Origin of the sequence: Streptomyces sp. NPDC057307 (genome assembly GCF_042667665.1) — a bacterium.
In the GTDB taxonomy this organism is placed as follows: domain Bacteria; phylum Actinomycetota; class Actinomycetes; order Streptomycetales; family Streptomycetaceae; genus Streptomyces.
The window spans coordinates 1-14,855 of record NZ_JBHUZM010000071.1 but is presented as its reverse complement, the minus strand read 5'-3'; the positions used below and the strand labels follow the sequence as shown (position 1 = coordinate 14,855).

The following is a 14,855-nucleotide window of genomic DNA, read 5'->3' as shown; positions in this document are numbered from 1 at the left end:
GTGCGCCCCTTGTGTCGATACGGCACGAGGGGCGCAGCTCGTCCCCAACTCCCACCTCAACTTCTGCCCCAACTCCCGCCCCGTCTTCGGCCAGTTGGTCCGGAGCCGGTCGGCCCGTCGTCCATGTCGCCCCCTGAAGGAGCACCGTGCCCGAGCTGCCCGAGGTCGAAGTCGTACGGCGCGGACTCGAACGCTGGGTCGCGGGACGGACGGTGGCCGAGACTCAGGTGCTGCACCCCCGCGCCGTACGGCGCCACCTCGCCGGCGGTGAGGACTTCGCCGCGCGCCTCAAGGGGCACCGTGTCGGCGTCGCCCGCCGCCGCGGCAAGTACCTCTGGCTGCCGCTCGCCGACACGGACGCCTCGATCCTCGGGCACCTCGGAATGAGCGGCCAGCTCCTCGTACAGCCGGAATCCGCCCCGGACGAGAAGCACCTGCGGATCCGTATCCGGTTCGACGACGACCTCGGCACCGAACTCCGCTTCGTCGACCAGCGCACCTTCGGCGGACTCTCCCTGCACGAGAACACCCCCGACGGGCTGCCCGACGTCATCGCCCACATCGCGCGCGACCCGCTCGACCCGGCGTTCGACGACGCCGCCTTCCACGCCGCGCTACGACTGCGCCGTACGACGATCAAGCGCGCGCTGCTCGACCAGTCCCTCATCAGCGGCGTCGGCAACATCTACGCGGACGAGGCGCTGTGGCGCGCCAAGCTCCACTACGAACGGCCGACGGCCTCGCTGCCCCGTCCCCGCTCGGTCGAACTCCTCGGCCACGTACGGGACGTGATGAACGCCGCGCTCGCGGTCGGCGGCACCAGCTTCGACAGCCTCTACGTCAACGTGAACGGCGAATCCGGCTACTTCGACCGGTCGCTGGACGCGTACGGCCGCGAGGGCGAACCGTGCCGCCGCTGCGGCACCCCGATCCGCCGCCGCCCCTGGATGAACCGGTCGAGCTACTTCTGCCCCCACTGCCAACGCCCGCCCCGCGCCGCCGCGTAACGGCGCCCTGCAACGCCGCCCCGTGCCCGTGCCCGAGCCTGTGGCACGGGCAAGGCCCGCGACGTGGTGCTGTCGCGGGCCCGGTGCGCGGGTGTGAGTGGTCGGTGGTGGGTCAGAAGCCGAAGTCCTGCGTCCACCACGGGCCGCCCTCGGCGAAGTGGGCGCCGATGCCGATGGTCTTGTAGTCGCAGTTCAGAATGTTCTCGCGGTGGCCCTCGCTGGCCATCCAGGAGGCCATGACCGCCTGGGCGTCGGCCTGGCCCCGGGCGATGTTCTCGCCGCCCAGATTGGTGACGCCCGCCTGATCGGCGCGGTCCCAGGGGGTGTCGCCGTCCGGGTCGGTGTGGTCGAAGAAGCCGCGGTCCGCCATGTCCTTGCTGAACGCCTCGGCGAGACCGTTCAGCGCCTTGTCGGCGCGCAGCGGCTGACAGCCCGCCTTCGCCCGCTCCTCGTTGACCAGCGCGAGGACCTCGGCCTCGGCGGTCGACGGGGCCGAGGTGGGCGTGGTCGGCGTCTGCGCCGGCGGTGTGACGCGGTCCCTGGTCTTCTCGGGCGCCGGCGAGCCGCTGGACGGCTTGGTGCTCGTCCCCTCGCTCCGGCTCCGGGTGGGATCGCTCTCCGGTGTCTTCGCCGGCTTCGACGGGCTCTTGGAGGCGGACGGTTCGTCCGGCGCCGACGAGGCGGACTTCGACGGCTCGTCCCGCCGGTCGGTGCCGGGGCTCGACGGCGTGGTGCCCCCGTCGGTCGGCTCGGCGGTCGAGCCGCCCTGCTGCTGGAGCTCGGGCGCGCCCGCGGTGCGGACCTGCTCGCCCGGGAGGTTGCCACCGCCGAGGGTGTACTGCTCCCCGCCGGGCAGCAGACCGGAGGCCACGGCCACGGCGCCCATGGCCATCGCGGCGGAGGCGCCGAGCAGCCCGGTACGTACCGGAACGGCGATGCCCTTCTTGCGGCCTCGGCCACTGCCCCGGTGCCGACCCGCCGCACCGGCCGCGTGGTCCTCAGCGGCGGGTGCGCCGGCCGAGCGACTATGGCGTCCCATCTGCTGTGCCTTCCTCGATGTGCTCAGGTGCGCGTGATTGCCATCGCACCGCTCGTCACGACAATGCGCTTCACCCATTCGGGTGAGCCTCATTTCGACGGGACTGTACGCCAACCGAGGTGGGGGCGAAGTGCTCACTGCGGTATTGGCCCATTAGCTTGCACCCATGAACGAAGATGTACGGATCACCGTTTGGGTGCGCGGTCGCGTACAGGGAGTCGGCTTCCGCTGGTTCACCAGGGCAAACGCTCTGGAGATCGGGGGCCTGACGGGGTTCGCCCTGAATCTGGACGACGGCAGGGTGCAGATCGTCGCCGAAGGGCCGCGTGATAATTGCCACCGTTTGCTGGAGTGGCTCGGTTCCGACGACACGCCCGGCCGTGTTGACGGAGTCACTGAGATTTGGGGCACACCGCGCGGCGGATACGACACCTTCGCCATCCGGTGACCATGACCGACGGCGCGAGGGCCCGACGCGGTCCGACTGAATCCCGATCATTCGCGGTCGATCTTGAACGGCTCGGAGTATGCCGGGGGCGTCCGACCCGGACGGGGTCCGGCCTGCCCGTATGCCTCAGGCATGTGCTTCTGGCGGGAATGCCCCGATGGTTGCCAAGAAGCGCGCTCCCATGCCAAGCTGCCGCGTTAACAATGATCTCCACGCCCTCCGGGGCCGCAGGAGAGGCGCCGCCGCACCGCATGCGGAAGGGCACCCCTGGGCCGCCCGGCGATGACGGGCTGTGATCGTGTTGACCGTCAAACTTTTTGGTGAGACCCTGGAATCCCCGCGCACCTTGGCTGTTTGGCAGTAGGAATCACAGTGCGGAAGAACTTCTGCCAGGCAGTGCGGGTGCGGAAATCCCTCAGACCCACACCGCTTCGGTCGGTCACTCAGTGTGGAGGCCCATCCATCATGGCAAAGGCGCTTCTCGGTTACGTCGGCGGTTCTGACCCGCGACTCCTCGCCGAGATGCGACGGCTTCAGCAGCGCGTCCAGGACCTCGAATCCGAGCTTGTACGGATCCAGTCCGAGAATGACGCGCTGAGCGCTGCCGCCGCACAGCACCATGGCGATTCGCCGTTCGACGGCATCGACCTCGATGTACCCCAGGCGGAGCCCGCGCTCACCTGACAGCAGCCCCCGTCGGGGTCAGGTGAGAAACACTCTCGCAAGAACATGCAAGGGACGCTTCGGCGTCCCTTCTTTCTTTCCCCCCACCCCCGAAACCGGTTGTTCTCACGTCTGATGTGCCCTGCTCATTCAGCGGTGAAACCGCCGTCGGGCGATGTGAGGAAGGTAGAGTCCGGCGGCGTGCACCTCAAGGCCATGACCCTGCGCGGGTTCAAATCCTTCGCCTCCGCCACGACGCTGCGGTTCGAGCCCGGCATCACGTGCGTCGTGGGTCCGAACGGCTCGGGCAAATCCAATGTCGTGGACGCGCTTTCCTGGGTCATGGGCGAGCAGGGGGCCAAGTCGCTGCGCGGCGGCAAGATGGAAGACGTGATCTTCGCCGGGACAACCGGACGGCCGCCGCTCGGGCGCGCCGAAGTCTCCCTGACCATCGACAATTCCGACGGCGCGCTGCCCATCGACTACGCCGAAGTCACCATTACGCGGATCATGTTCCGCAACGGCGGCAGCGAATACCAGCTCAACGGCGACACCTGTCGGCTGCTCGACATCCAGGAACTGCTTTCCGACTCCGGTATCGGCCGCGAGATGCATGTCATCGTCGGCCAGGGACAACTCGATTCCGTCCTGCACGCCGATCCGATGGGGCGCAGGGCGTTCATCGAGGAGGCCGCGGGCGTTCTCAAGCACCGTAAGCGCAAGGAGAAGGCGCTGCGGAAGCTGGACGCGATGCAGGCCAACCTCGCGCGCGTACAGGACCTGACCGACGAACTGCGGCGACAACTCAAGCCGTTGGGGCGACAGGCCGCGGTGGCGCGGCGGGCCGCGGTCATCCAGGCGGATCTGCGCGACGCCCGGCTGCGCCTGCTCGCCGACGATCTCGTGAAGCTGCGCGACGCCCTTCGTACGGAGGTTGCCGACGAGGCGGCGCTCAAGCAGCGCAAGGAGGAGGCGGAACTCCGCCTCAGGAACGCGCTGGCACGCGAGGCGGAACTGGAGGAGGAGGTACGGCGGCTGGCGCCGCGGCTGCAGCGCGCGCAGCAGACCTGGTACGAGCTCTCCCAGCTGGCCGAGCGGGTACGGGGCACCATCTCGCTCGCCGACGCCCGGGTGAAGAGCGCCACCGCCGCGCCGGAGGACGAACGGCGCGGGCGGGACCCCGAGGACATGGAGCGCGAGGCAGCCCGCATCCGTGAGCAGGAGGCCGAGCTGGAGGCCGCCCTCGAAGCGGCGGAGCGCGCCCTGGAGGACACCGTCGCGCACCGCTCCGACCTTGAGCGCGACGTCGCGGCGGAGGAACGCCGCCTCAAGGACGTGGCGCGCGCGATCGCCGACCGGCGCGAGGGACTCGCCCGGTTGAACGGACAGGTGAACGCCGCCCGCAGCCGCGCCGCGTCGGCGCAGGCCGAGATCGGCCGGCTCGCCGAGGCGCGGGACGGGGCGCGACAGCGCGCCGTCGCCGCCCAGGAGGAGTACGAACAGCTCAAGGCCGAGGTCGACGTCCTGGACGCGGACGACCACGAACTGGGCGAGCGGCACGACGAGGCCAAGCGGGCGCTCGCCGAGGCGGAGGGCGCGCTGACGGCGGCGCGCGAGGCGGCCACGGCCGCCGAACGCGAACGCGCCGCCCTCTCCGCCCGCCACGACGCGCTCGCCCTCGGGCTGCGCCGCAAGGACGGCACCGGTGCGCTGCTGGGCGCGCGCGAGCGCCTCTCCGGCCTGCTGGGTCCAGCCGCCGAACTGCTCACCGTCACCCCCGGCTTCGAGGTCCCGGTGGCGGCGGCACTCGGTGCGGCGGCCGACGCGATCGCGGTGACCGACGCGACGACGGCGGCGGAGGCGATCCGCCTCCTCCGTAAAGAGGACGCGGGACGCGCCTCGCTGCTGCTCGGCGCCGAACCGGCCGCGCGGCCGGCCGCCGTGCCGGGGCAGGGGGGCGCCGGGGGGCACGTCCAGGTCGGTGACGATGGCGCTGTCTCCGCTCCGTTCGGTGTCGTCCCCGGCCAGGCGGACGGGGCACGCGACGTCCCCGCTGGCACGGACGGCGGCGGCGCCCACGAGACCGCTCCGGCGCGCCCCACCCGCCCCGTACACACCGCCACCGTCACCGACCTGGACGTGCCCCGCGTCATCGACCTCCTACGGGGCCCCGACGCCCTCATGGGCGCCGTACGACGCCTCGTCCAGGACATGGTCGTCGTCGGCACCCTGGAGGACGCCGAGGAACTGGTCGCCGCGCGCCCCGAACTGACCGCCGTGACGGCGGAGGGTGACCTCCTGGGCGCGCATTTCGCGCACGGCGGCTCCGCCGGGGCGCCCAGCCTGCTGGAAGTGCAGGCATCCGTCGACGAGGCGGCAGCCGAGCTGGCCGAGCTGGCCGTACGGTGCGACGAATTGGCCGACGCGCAGCGCCGGGCGACCGGCCGCCGTACCGAATGCGCCGCCCTCGTCGAGGAGTTGGGGGAGCGGCGGCGGGCCGCCGACCGGGAGAAGTCCGCCGTGTCCGGCCAGTTGGGGCGGCTCGCCGGCCAGGCCAGGGGCGCCGCGGGCGAGGCCGAGCGGACCTCCGCGGCCACCGCCAAGGCCCAGGACGCGCTGGACCGGGCCACCGAGGAGGCGGAGGAGCTGGCGGAGCGCCTGCTCGTCGCCGAGGAGGCTCCCGCCGAGGAGGAGCCCGACACATCCGTACGGGACCGGCTCGCCGCCGACGGGGCCAATGCCCGGCAGACCGAGATGGAGGCGCGGCTCCAGGTCCGTACCCACGAGGAGCGCGTCAAGGGACTCGCCGGCCGCGCGGACTCGCTCGACCGGGGCGCCCGCGCCGAGCGCGAGGCACGGGCCCGCGCGGAGCAGCGGCGGGCCCGGCTGCGCCACGAGGCCGCCGTCGCCGGGGCCGTCGCCTCCGGCGCCCGCCAGTTGCTGGCGCATGTGGAGGTGTCGGTCGTACGCGCCGACGAGGAACGTACGGCGGCCGAGGCGGCGAAGGCGGGCCGCGAACAGGAGCTGGTCGCGGAGCGGAACCAGGGGCGCGACCTCAAGAACGAACTCGACAAGCTCACCGACTCGGTCCACCGGGGCGAGGTCCTGGGCGCCGAGAAGCGGATGCGGATCGAGCAGCTGGAGGCGAAGGCCCTGGAAGAGCTGGGCGTCGAGCCCGCCGGGCTGATCGCCGAGTACGGCCCGGACCAGCTCGTACCGCCGTCCCTGCCCGCCGAGGGCGAGGAACTGCCGGAGGACCCCGAGGACCCGCGCAATCAGCCCCGGCCCTACGTACGGGGCGAGCAGGAGAAGCGGCTCCGGTCGGCCGAACGGGCGTACCAGCAACTCGGGAAGGTGAATCCGCTCGCCCTGGAGGAGTTCGCGGCGCTGGAGGAACGGCACAAGTTCCTCTCCGAGCAGCTCGAAGACCTCAAGAAGACCCGCATCGATCTGCTCCAGGTCGTCAAGGAGGTCGACGAGCGGGTCGAGCAGGTCTTCACGGAGGCGTACCGGGACACCGCCCTTCAGTTCGAGGGCGTCTTCTCGCGACTCTTCCCCGGGGGTGAGGGACGCCTCATCCTCACGGATCCCGACAACATGCTCACCAGCGGCGTGGACGTCGAAGCCAGGCCGCCCGGCAAGAAGGTCAAACGGCTGTCCCTGCTGTCGGGCGGGGAGCGGTCGTTGACCGCCGTGGCGCTGCTGGTGTCGATCTTCAAGGCGAGGCCGAGCCCGTTCTACGTGATGGACGAGGTCGAGGCCGCGCTGGACGACACCAATCTCCAGCGGCTGATCCGGATCATGCAGGAGCTCCAGGAGAGTTCCCAGCTGATCGTGATCACGCATCAGAAGCGCACGATGGAGGTCGCCGACGCGCTGTACGGCGTCTCCATGCAGGGCGACGGGGTCTCCAAGGTGATCAGTCAGCGCCTGCGCTGATCGCCCGCCACAGCCACGGCCACCGCCGTCGTTGCCACTGCCGTCGTCATCGCTTCCGCCGACTCCGCCGAACGGGCCACCGTGGGTGGTGGGCCACGCGGAGCTGTGCGCCACTGGAGGGGCTTTCCACCCATGCCCGGCGCAGCTTCCGGGCGGCCACAGGAGCCCCATGTGACGAGCACAGCGCAGCCGCCGCGGTCCGGCGGCCCACAGTCCTATCCGGAGCACTTCGGCCATGTCATCTTCATCACGGCCGCGGCCGCCATGGGCGGCTTCCTCTTCGGCTACGACAGCTCCGTCATCAACGGCGCAGTCCAGGCCATCAGGCAGCGTTTCGACATCGGCTCCGGCGCGCTGGCCCAGGTGATCGCCGCCGCGCTGATCGGCTCCGCCATCGGCGCCGCGACGGCGGGCCGGATCGCCGACCGGATCGGCCGTATCCGCTGCATGCAGATCTCGTCCGTGCTCTTCACCATCAGCGCCGTCGGGTCGGCGCTGCCGTTCGCGCTCTGGGACCTCGCCATGTGGCGGGTCATCGGCGGGTTCGGCATCGGTATGGCCTCCGTCATCGGCCCCGCGTACATCGCGGAGGTCTCACCGCCCGCGTACCGGGGCCGGCTCGCCTCGTTCCAACAGGCGGCGATCGTCCTCGGCATCGCCCTCTCCCAGCTGGTGAACTACGGCATCCTCCAGATCGCCGACGGCGACCAGCGCGGCAGGATCGGCGGCCTGGAGGCATGGCAGTGGATGCTCGGCGTCATGGTCGTCCCGGCGATCCTCTACGGCCTGCTCTCCTTCGCCATCCCCGAGTCGCCCCGTTTCCTGATCTCCGTCGGCAGGAACGAAGCGGCCAGGGGTGTGCTCGCCGAGGTCGAGGACACGAACGTCGACTTGGACGCGCGGATCCGGGAGATCGAGACCAACCTCCGTAAGGAGCACAAGCCGACGTTCAAGGACCTGCTCGGCAGGGTGGGCTTCCTGCCGATCGTCTGGATCGGCATCGGGCTCTCCGCGCTCCAGCAACTCGTCGGCATCAACGTGATCTTCTACTACAGCGCGTCGCTGTGGCAGTCCGTCGGCATCGATCCCACCAGCTCGTTCTTCTACTCCTTCACCACGTCGATCATCAACATCATCGGCACCGTCATCGCCATGGTCTTCGTCGACCGGATCGGCCGGCGTCCGCTCCTGCTGATCGGCTCCGCCGGTATGACCGTGTCGCTGGCCCTGGCCGCCTGGGCGTTCTCGTACAAGAGCGGCAGCGGCAGCGACATCTCCATCCCCAACACGCAGGGCACCGTGGCGCTGATCGCCGCCCACTCCTTCGTGCTCTTCTTCGCGCTGTCGTGGGGCGTCGTCGTCTGGGTGCTGCTCGGCGAGATGTTCCCCGGCAGGATCCGGGCCGCCGCGCTCGGCGTCGCCGCGTCGGCGCAGTGGATCGCCAACTGGGCCGTCACGGTCACCTTCCCGACTCTGTCGGACTGGGATCTCTCGGGGGCGTACGTGATCTATTCGGCCTTCGCCCTGCTCTCGGTCTTCTTCATCCTGAAGTGGATTCCCGAGACCAAGGGCAAGGCGCTGGAGGACATGGGCTGACCGACGCCGGGCCGGGCCCGTTCCGGGGATTTCCCGCCCCGTCGGGGCCCGGAATCTCCCCATCGGCCGAAGCCGGCCACCGCCTGCGAAGATGACGTGGTGGACATCGTCATTCTTGCCGTAGTCATCGCCCTGGTCGCTGTCGGCGTGATCAGCGGGCTCGTGGTCAGCAGCCGCAAGAAGAAGCAGCTGCCGCCCTCGGCTCCGTCGAGCACGCCGACCATCACGACCCCGCCAGCGGAGCCGCATGTCGGCGACGAGTCGGGGCCGCCGCGGGAGGAATCCCGCCGCACCATCGAGGAGGTGGGCCTCCCCGACACGGCGGACGCGACCGCGACGCCGCCCGCCGTCGAGGACCCGGTCGTGGCCGCCCCGCCGGTGGCGATCGAGGTCCCTGAACCGTCCGCGGGCCGTCTGGTCAGACTGCGGACCCGGCTCGCCCGCTCGCAGAACACCCTCGGCAAGGGGCTGCTCACGCTGCTGTCGCGCGAGCACCTCGACGAGGAGACGTGGGAGGAGATCGAGGACACCCTGCTCACCGCCGACGTCGGTGTCGCCCCCACACAGGAGCTGGTGGACCGGCTGCGTGAGCGGGTCAGGGTGCTCGGTACGCGTACGCCCGACGAGCTGCGCTCGCTGCTGCGCGAGGAACTGCTCGCGCTGCTCCGTACGGACTTCGACCGCGCCGTGAAGACCGAGAGCGGCCTGGACACCCCGGGTGTCGTGATGGTCGTCGGCGTCAACGGCACCGGCAAGACCACGACGACGGGCAAGCTGGCCCGCGTACTGGTGGCCGACGGGAGGTCGGTCGTGCTCGGCGCCGCCGACACGTTCCGCGCCGCCGCGGCCGATCAGCTCCAGACGTGGGGCGAGCGCGTGGGCGCTCGTACGGTACGCGGCCCGGAGGGCGGCGACCCGGCGTCGATCGCCTTCGACGCGGTCAAGGAGGGCATCGCCGAGGGGGCCGACGTCGTCCTCATCGACACGGCGGGGCGGCTGCACACCAAGACCGGGCTGATGGACGAGCTCGGCAAGGTCAAGCGCGTCGTGGAGAAGCACGGTCCGCTGGACGAGGTGCTGCTGGTCCTGGACGCGACGACGGGGCAGAACGGCCTCGTACAGGCGCGGGTGTTCGCCGAGGTCGTGGACATCACCGGCATCGTGCTGACCAAGCTGGACGGTACGGCCAAGGGCGGCATCGTGATCGCGGTCCAGCGTGAGCTGGGTGTGCCGGTCAAGCTGATCGGGCTGGGCGAGGGTCCTGACGACCTGGCGCCGTTCGAGCCCGAGGCGTTCGTCGACGCGCTGATCGACGGCTGAGAGACGCCGTACGAGGCGCTGTACGGGGCCCGCGCCGCACGGGGCTCGGGACGGGGCGCTGCACGAGGCGCCAGGCGCCGTACGAAGAAAGGGCCCTTCCGCGTGGTGCGCACGCGGTGGGGCCCTTCGTACGGAGGTGACGGCGCGCGGCAGGCGACGCCTCGACGGCCGGGAGCGGGGGCTCAGTCGCGGATGGGCGAGCGGTGGCAGACGTACGCCAGGGTGCCGAGCAGCAGTCGCGCCTGCGGCGGGTCCGCCGCCGTGTCCAGGACCGGCGCCCGGAGCCAGCGGACGGGCCCGAGGCCGCCGAGATCGGACGGCGGGGCGGTGACATGGTCGCCCGCGCCCAGACAACGCAGATCGAGACCGGCGTCGTCCCAGCCCATCCGGTAGAGCAGCTCGGGCAGTTCGGCCGCGGCGCCCGGTGCGACGAAGAAGTACGCCCGCCCCGTCGGCGTGGCGGCGACGGGGCCCAGCGGCAGTCCCATCCGCTCCAGCCTCACCAGGGCGCGACAGCCCGCCGGTTCGGCGACGTCGATGATGTCGAAGGTACGCCCCACGGGCAGCAGTACGGCCGCGCCGGGGGTCTCGGACCAGGCCCTGGCGGCATCGTCCAGCGTGGCCCCGGCGGGGACCTCACGTGCCGGGTCCAGCGGATGCGCGCCCGGTGCGCGGCACCCGGCGACGCCGCAGGAACAGCCACCCGCCGCGGCCCGTGCGCCGGGGACGACGGCCCAGCCCCAGAGGCCGGTGTACTCGGCCACCGTCGTGCACTCGGTGGTGCGGCCGCGGCGCCGTGAACCGGACCGCATCTCCCGGATTCCGCCGATCGTGAAGCCCATGCCCCCTCCAACGGGTCGAACTCGCGGGTAGTTACGATGCGGAGTCTTCTTGTGACCCTCCGTCGGCGTCCCGTTCCTCCGGTCCTGCTCCGGTCTTCCTTCGGACTCGTGCCGGCCTCGTACCGCCCTTGTGCCGGCCTCGCGCCGTTCTCGTACCGGTGGCGCGAGGTGACACCCGGGGTGGTGCGACCGAGCCCGTGCGCCCCCGCGTGCAACGCTCCACCTGTTCCTGATCGTTGCCTGTCAAGTGAATCGCGCCTGGCCGCAGGCGAGTTCATTCGAAGGGGTGGCGAATGGTGGCGTTTACGGAACGGCCCTCACGGGAGGGGTGATCGTAGGATTACTTTGGGTACGCGAACGGTGGGAAGTCACACGTTCGTGGTTATGCCGCGGGCAACTCGGTTTCTTGTTCGAAGGAGCGCAATCTCCGGACAGACGACCGTAACTGACGGCATTCTGGTAGAAGTTCGCGCGACAGGGCTTCAGCGGATGGGGGCATTCCAGTGGGCGGCAGTGGCGCAGACGGTACGGCTACCGGCAAGCGCCCGAACGAGCAGTTGAGCTCGTGGTTCAGGCGCAGCGGCTGGTCCAAGGGCGAACTCGCGCGCCAAGTGAACCGCAGGGCCCGCCAGATGGGCGCGCACCACATCAGCACCGACACCTCTCGGGTACGCCGCTGGCTCGACGGCGAACAGCCGCGCGAGCCCATCCCGCGCATCCTCTCGGAGCTGTTCTCCGAGCGCTTCGGCACCGTCGTCGCGGTCGAGGATCTCGGACTGCGCTCCGCGCACCAGTCGCCCTCGGTCTCCGGCGTCGACCTGCCCTGGGCCGCTCCCCAGACCATCTCCCTGATCAGTGAGTTCTCCCGTAGCGACCTGATGCTCGCCCGGCGCGGCTTCCTGGGGACGTCGCTCGCGCTCGCCGCCGGACCCGCCCTCATCGAGCCGATGCAGCGCTGGCTGGTGCCGACGTCCCCGGCCGACCAGGACGGCGCGGCCGCGGCCGCCGCGCGCCGCCCCTCCAAGCTCTCCACGCCGGAGCTGGACCTCCTGGAGTCCACCACGGTGATGTTCCGGCAGTGGGACGCGCAGTGCGGCGGCGGCCTGCGACGCAAGGCCGTCGTGGGCCAGTTGCACGAGGTGACGGACCTGCTCCAGGAGCCGCAGTCCGACGCCACCGCGCGGCGTCTGTTCCGGTGCGCGGCCGAACTGTCCGAGCTGGCCGGCTGGATGAGCTACGACGTGGGCCTCCAGCCCAACGCCCAGAAGTACTTCGTCCTGGCCCTGCACGCAGCCAAGGAGGCGGGGGACAAGGCCCTCGGGTCGTACATCCTCTCCTCCATGAGCCGTCAGATGATCCATGTCGGCCGCCCCGACGACGCCTTGGAGCTCATCCACCTCGCCCAGTACGGCGGCAGGGGCTGTGCCACGGCCCGTACGCAGTCGATGCTGTACGCGATGGAGGCGCGGGCCTACGCCAACATGGGGCAGCCCGGCAAGTGCAAGCGGGCGGTGCGGATGGCGGAGAACACCTTCGCCGACGCGGGGGACGACGGCGAGCCGGAGCCCGACTGGATCCGGTTCTTCTCCGAGGCCGAACTCAACGGCGAGAACGCGCACTCCTACAGAGACTTGGCCTACGTGGCCGGGCGCAGCCCGACGTACGCCTCGCTCGCCGAGCCCGTCATGACGCGCGCCGTCGAGCTTTTCGAGAAGGACGAGGAGCACCAGCGCTCGTACGCGCTGAACCTTGTCGGGATGGCCACCGTCCACCTCCTGAAGAGGGAGCCCGAGCGGTCCACGCCGTTGATCAGGGAGGCACTGGGCATCGCCAAGAAGGTGCGCTCCGAGCGCGTCAACACACGACTTCGCAAGACGGTGACGACGGCCACCAGGGACTTCGGGGACGTCTCCGAGATCGGCCAGCTCACCGAGCAGCTCACGGAGGAGATCCCGGAGGCCGCGGAAGCGGTCTGAGCGGCCCGCAGGCGCCCCGTGGGGCGCCCGCGGAGTCCGTGTGCGCCTCTGAGCTCCCGGCCGCGGCATTTGCCCCGTACAACCCGACACGGCTTCCCCACGCCAGGTCACCGGGGCGGGTGTCGCGGCCGGATTCTGCCATCACCGCACCGCGCGACACGGCAGTTCATCCAGGCGTAACACGCCGGACGACTTCGTCACTGGCGCGAAACATCGGGCGGCATCGACCGAAATCACCCCACGTCAATCTCCTCACCACTAGTCGGCCCACTGAAGTAAGAGCATCCGCACGGGCCGTATTTCCCACCCACGAGGAGACGCCGGCCTTGAATGGCGCAGATACCGCATTCGTATTGATCAGTGCCGCGCTCGTCATGTTGATGACGCCCGGCCTGGCCTTCTTCTACGGCGGCATGGTCCGGGTGAAGAGCGCCCTGAACATGCTCATCATGTCCTTCATCTCGCTCGGCATCGTCAGTGTGCTGTGGGTGCTCTACGGGTACTCGCTCACGTTCGGTGACGACATCGGTGGAGGACTGCTCGGCAACTTCGACCACATCGGTCTGAAGGGCATCAACGCCGAGACGCTCACGGGCGGGACCGAGGGAATCCCCGTCTACGCCTTCGCCCTCTTCCAGCTGATGTTCGCCGTACTGACTCCGGCGCTCATGAGCGGCGCACTCGCCGACCGCGTCAAGTTCACCGCCTGGGCGCTGTTCATCGCCCTCTGGGTCACCATCGTCTACTTCCCGGTCGCGCACTGGGTGTGGCAGGCCGACGGCTGGCTCTTCAAGCTGGAAGTGATCGACTTCGCCGGTGGTACGGCGGTACACATCAACGCCGGTATCGGAGCACTCGCCGCGGTGCTCGTCGTCGGCAAGCGCATCGGCTTCAAGAAGGACCCGATGCGGCCGCACAACCTGCCGCTGGTGGTCCTCGGTGCCGCGCTGCTGTGGTTCGGCTGGTTCGGCTTCAACGCCGGCTCCGCCCTCGCCGCCAACGGCACCGCCGCGGTCATGGCCTTCAACACGCAGATCGCCACCGGCGCGGCCATGCTCGGCTGGCTGATCTACGAGCGCATCAGGCACGGCGCGTTCACCACCCTCGGCGCGGCCTCAGGAGCCATCGCTGGTCTCGTGGCGATCACCCCGTCCGGTGCGCACGTCAACCCGTTCGGCGCGCTGCTCATCGGCGTCGTCGCCGGAGCGGCCTGCTCGTGGGCCGTCAGCCTCAAGTACAAGCTGGGCTACGACGACTCGCTCGACGTGGTCGGCGTCCACCTCGTCGGCGGTGTCATCGGCACCCTGCTCGTCGGAGTCCTCGCCATCGACGGCATCGGCGGGGCCTCGCAGCTCGGCAAGCAGGCGATCGGCGCCTTCTCGGTGATGGCGTACTCCTTCGTGGTCTCCTGGATCCTGGCCAAGATCGTCGACGTCACCATCGGCTTCCGGGCCTCCGAGGACGACGAGACCAGCGGTGTGGACATGGCATTCCACGCGGAATCCGCCTACGACTTCAGCGCGGTGGGAGGCTCGCCCTCGGGCCGAAGCAGTGTGACCGCTCCGGACAAGGACTTCGCCGCCGCGGCGCAGAACAAGAAGGTGGACGTATGAAGCTCATCACCGCAGTCGTCAAGCCACACCGACTGGACGAGATCAAGGAGGCCCTCCAGGCCTTCGGCGTCCAGGGCCTGACGGTCACGGAAGCAAGCGGCTACGGCCGGCAGCGCGGCCACACCGAGGTCTACCGCGGTGCGGAGTACACCGTCGACCTGGTACCGAAGATCCGCATCGAGGTGCTGGTCGAGGACGGTGACGCCGATGAACTCATCGAGGTCGTCGTGAAGGCCGCCAGGACAGGCAAGATCGGCGATGGCAAGGTGTGGAGCGTGCCGGTGGACACGGCCGTCCGGGTACGTACGGGGGAACGCGGCCCGGACGCTCTCTGACACCGGACACGATCCGATGCCGGCGCGTGCTCGGTGAGCGGGCACGCTCCGGCGCCGGGCGCACTCCGTCGAGGAGC

Annotated in this window: 11 protein-coding genes; 9 read left to right on the top strand and 2 right to left on the bottom strand. The window is 70.3% G+C overall.

What is annotated here, in order from left to right:
* Positions 1-146: 146 nt before the first annotated feature.
* The gene (gene mutM / locus ACFUN8_RS22800) at positions 147-1,007 is read left to right on the top strand and encodes a bifunctional DNA-formamidopyrimidine glycosylase/DNA-(apurinic or apyrimidinic site) lyase (protein ID WP_383640583.1); all 861 of its coding nucleotides are present in this window, start codon (positions 147-149) and stop codon (positions 1,005-1,007) included.
* Between the two features lie 112 nt (positions 1,008-1,119).
* Here mutM and ACFUN8_RS22795 read toward each other — a convergent pair whose 3' ends face one another.
* Positions 1,120-2,046, bottom strand: a complete 927-nt coding sequence (locus ACFUN8_RS22795; protein WP_383640580.1) for a CAP domain-containing protein — start codon at positions 2,044-2,046, stop codon at positions 1,120-1,122.
* 166 nt (positions 2,047-2,212) lie between these two features.
* On the opposite strand from ACFUN8_RS22795, the gene ACFUN8_RS22790 reads away from it, so the two are divergent.
* The 5 genes from ACFUN8_RS22790 to ftsY all read left to right on the top strand — a co-directional run bounded on the left by ACFUN8_RS22790 (position 2,213) and on the right by ftsY (position 10,012).
* A complete protein-coding gene (locus ACFUN8_RS22790; protein WP_382570986.1) occupies positions 2,213-2,494 on the top strand; it encodes an acylphosphatase in 282 nt (93 codons plus the stop codon).
* A gap of 465 nt (positions 2,495-2,959) precedes the next feature.
* Complete coding sequence (locus tag ACFUN8_RS22785; RefSeq protein WP_023538382.1) at positions 2,960-3,178, top strand: hypothetical protein; 219 nt, start codon at positions 2,960-2,962, stop codon at positions 3,176-3,178.
* Between the two features lie 180 nt (positions 3,179-3,358).
* Positions 3,359-7,096 (top strand): AAA family ATPase, encoded by a 3,738-nt coding sequence (locus ACFUN8_RS22780; protein ID WP_383640577.1) that lies wholly within the window; start codon positions 3,359-3,361, stop codon positions 7,094-7,096.
* Between the two features lie 171 nt (positions 7,097-7,267).
* Positions 7,268-8,692 (top strand): sugar porter family MFS transporter, encoded by a 1,425-nt coding sequence (locus ACFUN8_RS22775; RefSeq protein WP_383640574.1) that lies wholly within the window; start codon positions 7,268-7,270, stop codon positions 8,690-8,692.
* 99 nt (positions 8,693-8,791) lie between these two features.
* Positions 8,792-10,012, top strand: a complete 1,221-nt coding sequence (gene ftsY / locus ACFUN8_RS22770; RefSeq protein ID WP_383640571.1) for a signal recognition particle-docking protein FtsY — start codon at positions 8,792-8,794, stop codon at positions 10,010-10,012.
* A gap of 182 nt (positions 10,013-10,194) precedes the next feature.
* Here ftsY and ACFUN8_RS22765 read toward each other — a convergent pair whose 3' ends face one another.
* The gene (locus ACFUN8_RS22765; protein ID WP_383640568.1) at positions 10,195-10,854 is read right to left on the bottom strand and encodes a bifunctional DNA primase/polymerase; all 660 of its coding nucleotides are present in this window, start codon (positions 10,852-10,854) and stop codon (positions 10,195-10,197) included.
* 503 nt (positions 10,855-11,357) lie between these two features.
* Between ACFUN8_RS22765 and ACFUN8_RS22760 the strand changes: the two genes are divergently transcribed.
* The 3 genes from ACFUN8_RS22760 (at position 11,358) to ACFUN8_RS22750 (ending at position 14,778) form a co-directional block, all read left to right on the top strand.
* Positions 11,358-12,830, top strand: coding sequence for a hypothetical protein (locus ACFUN8_RS22760; protein WP_383640565.1), 1,473 nt, complete (start codon positions 11,358-11,360; stop codon positions 12,828-12,830).
* 326 nt (positions 12,831-13,156) lie between these two features.
* Positions 13,157-14,443 (top strand): ammonium transporter, encoded by a 1,287-nt coding sequence (locus tag ACFUN8_RS22755; RefSeq protein ID WP_383640562.1) that lies wholly within the window; start codon positions 13,157-13,159, stop codon positions 14,441-14,443.
* Positions 14,440-14,778 carry a P-II family nitrogen regulator gene (locus ACFUN8_RS22750; RefSeq protein ID WP_023538375.1) on the top strand — a complete coding sequence of 113 codons (339 nt, stop codon included), beginning with the start codon at positions 14,440-14,442 and terminating at the stop codon, positions 14,776-14,778. Before ACFUN8_RS22755 ends, ACFUN8_RS22750 begins: the two co-directional genes overlap by 4 nt.
* Positions 14,779-14,855: the final 77 nt, after the last annotated feature.

Coding starts and splice junctions, on each gene's coding strand:
- ACFUN8_RS22765 (WP_383640568.1), bottom strand. CDS start 10,854: ATGGGCTTCACGATCGGCGGAATCCGGGAGATGCGGTCCGGTTCACGG.
- ACFUN8_RS22795 (WP_383640580.1), bottom strand. CDS start 2,046: ATGGGACGCCATAGTCGCTCGGCCGGCGCACCCGCCGCTGAGGACCAC.
- ACFUN8_RS22750 (WP_023538375.1), top strand. CDS start 14,440: ATGAAGCTCATCACCGCAGTCGTCAAGCCACACCGACTGGACGAGATC.
- ACFUN8_RS22785 (WP_023538382.1), top strand. CDS start 2,960: ATGGCAAAGGCGCTTCTCGGTTACGTCGGCGGTTCTGACCCGCGACTC.
- ACFUN8_RS22790 (WP_382570986.1), top strand. CDS start 2,213: ATGAACGAAGATGTACGGATCACCGTTTGGGTGCGCGGTCGCGTACAG.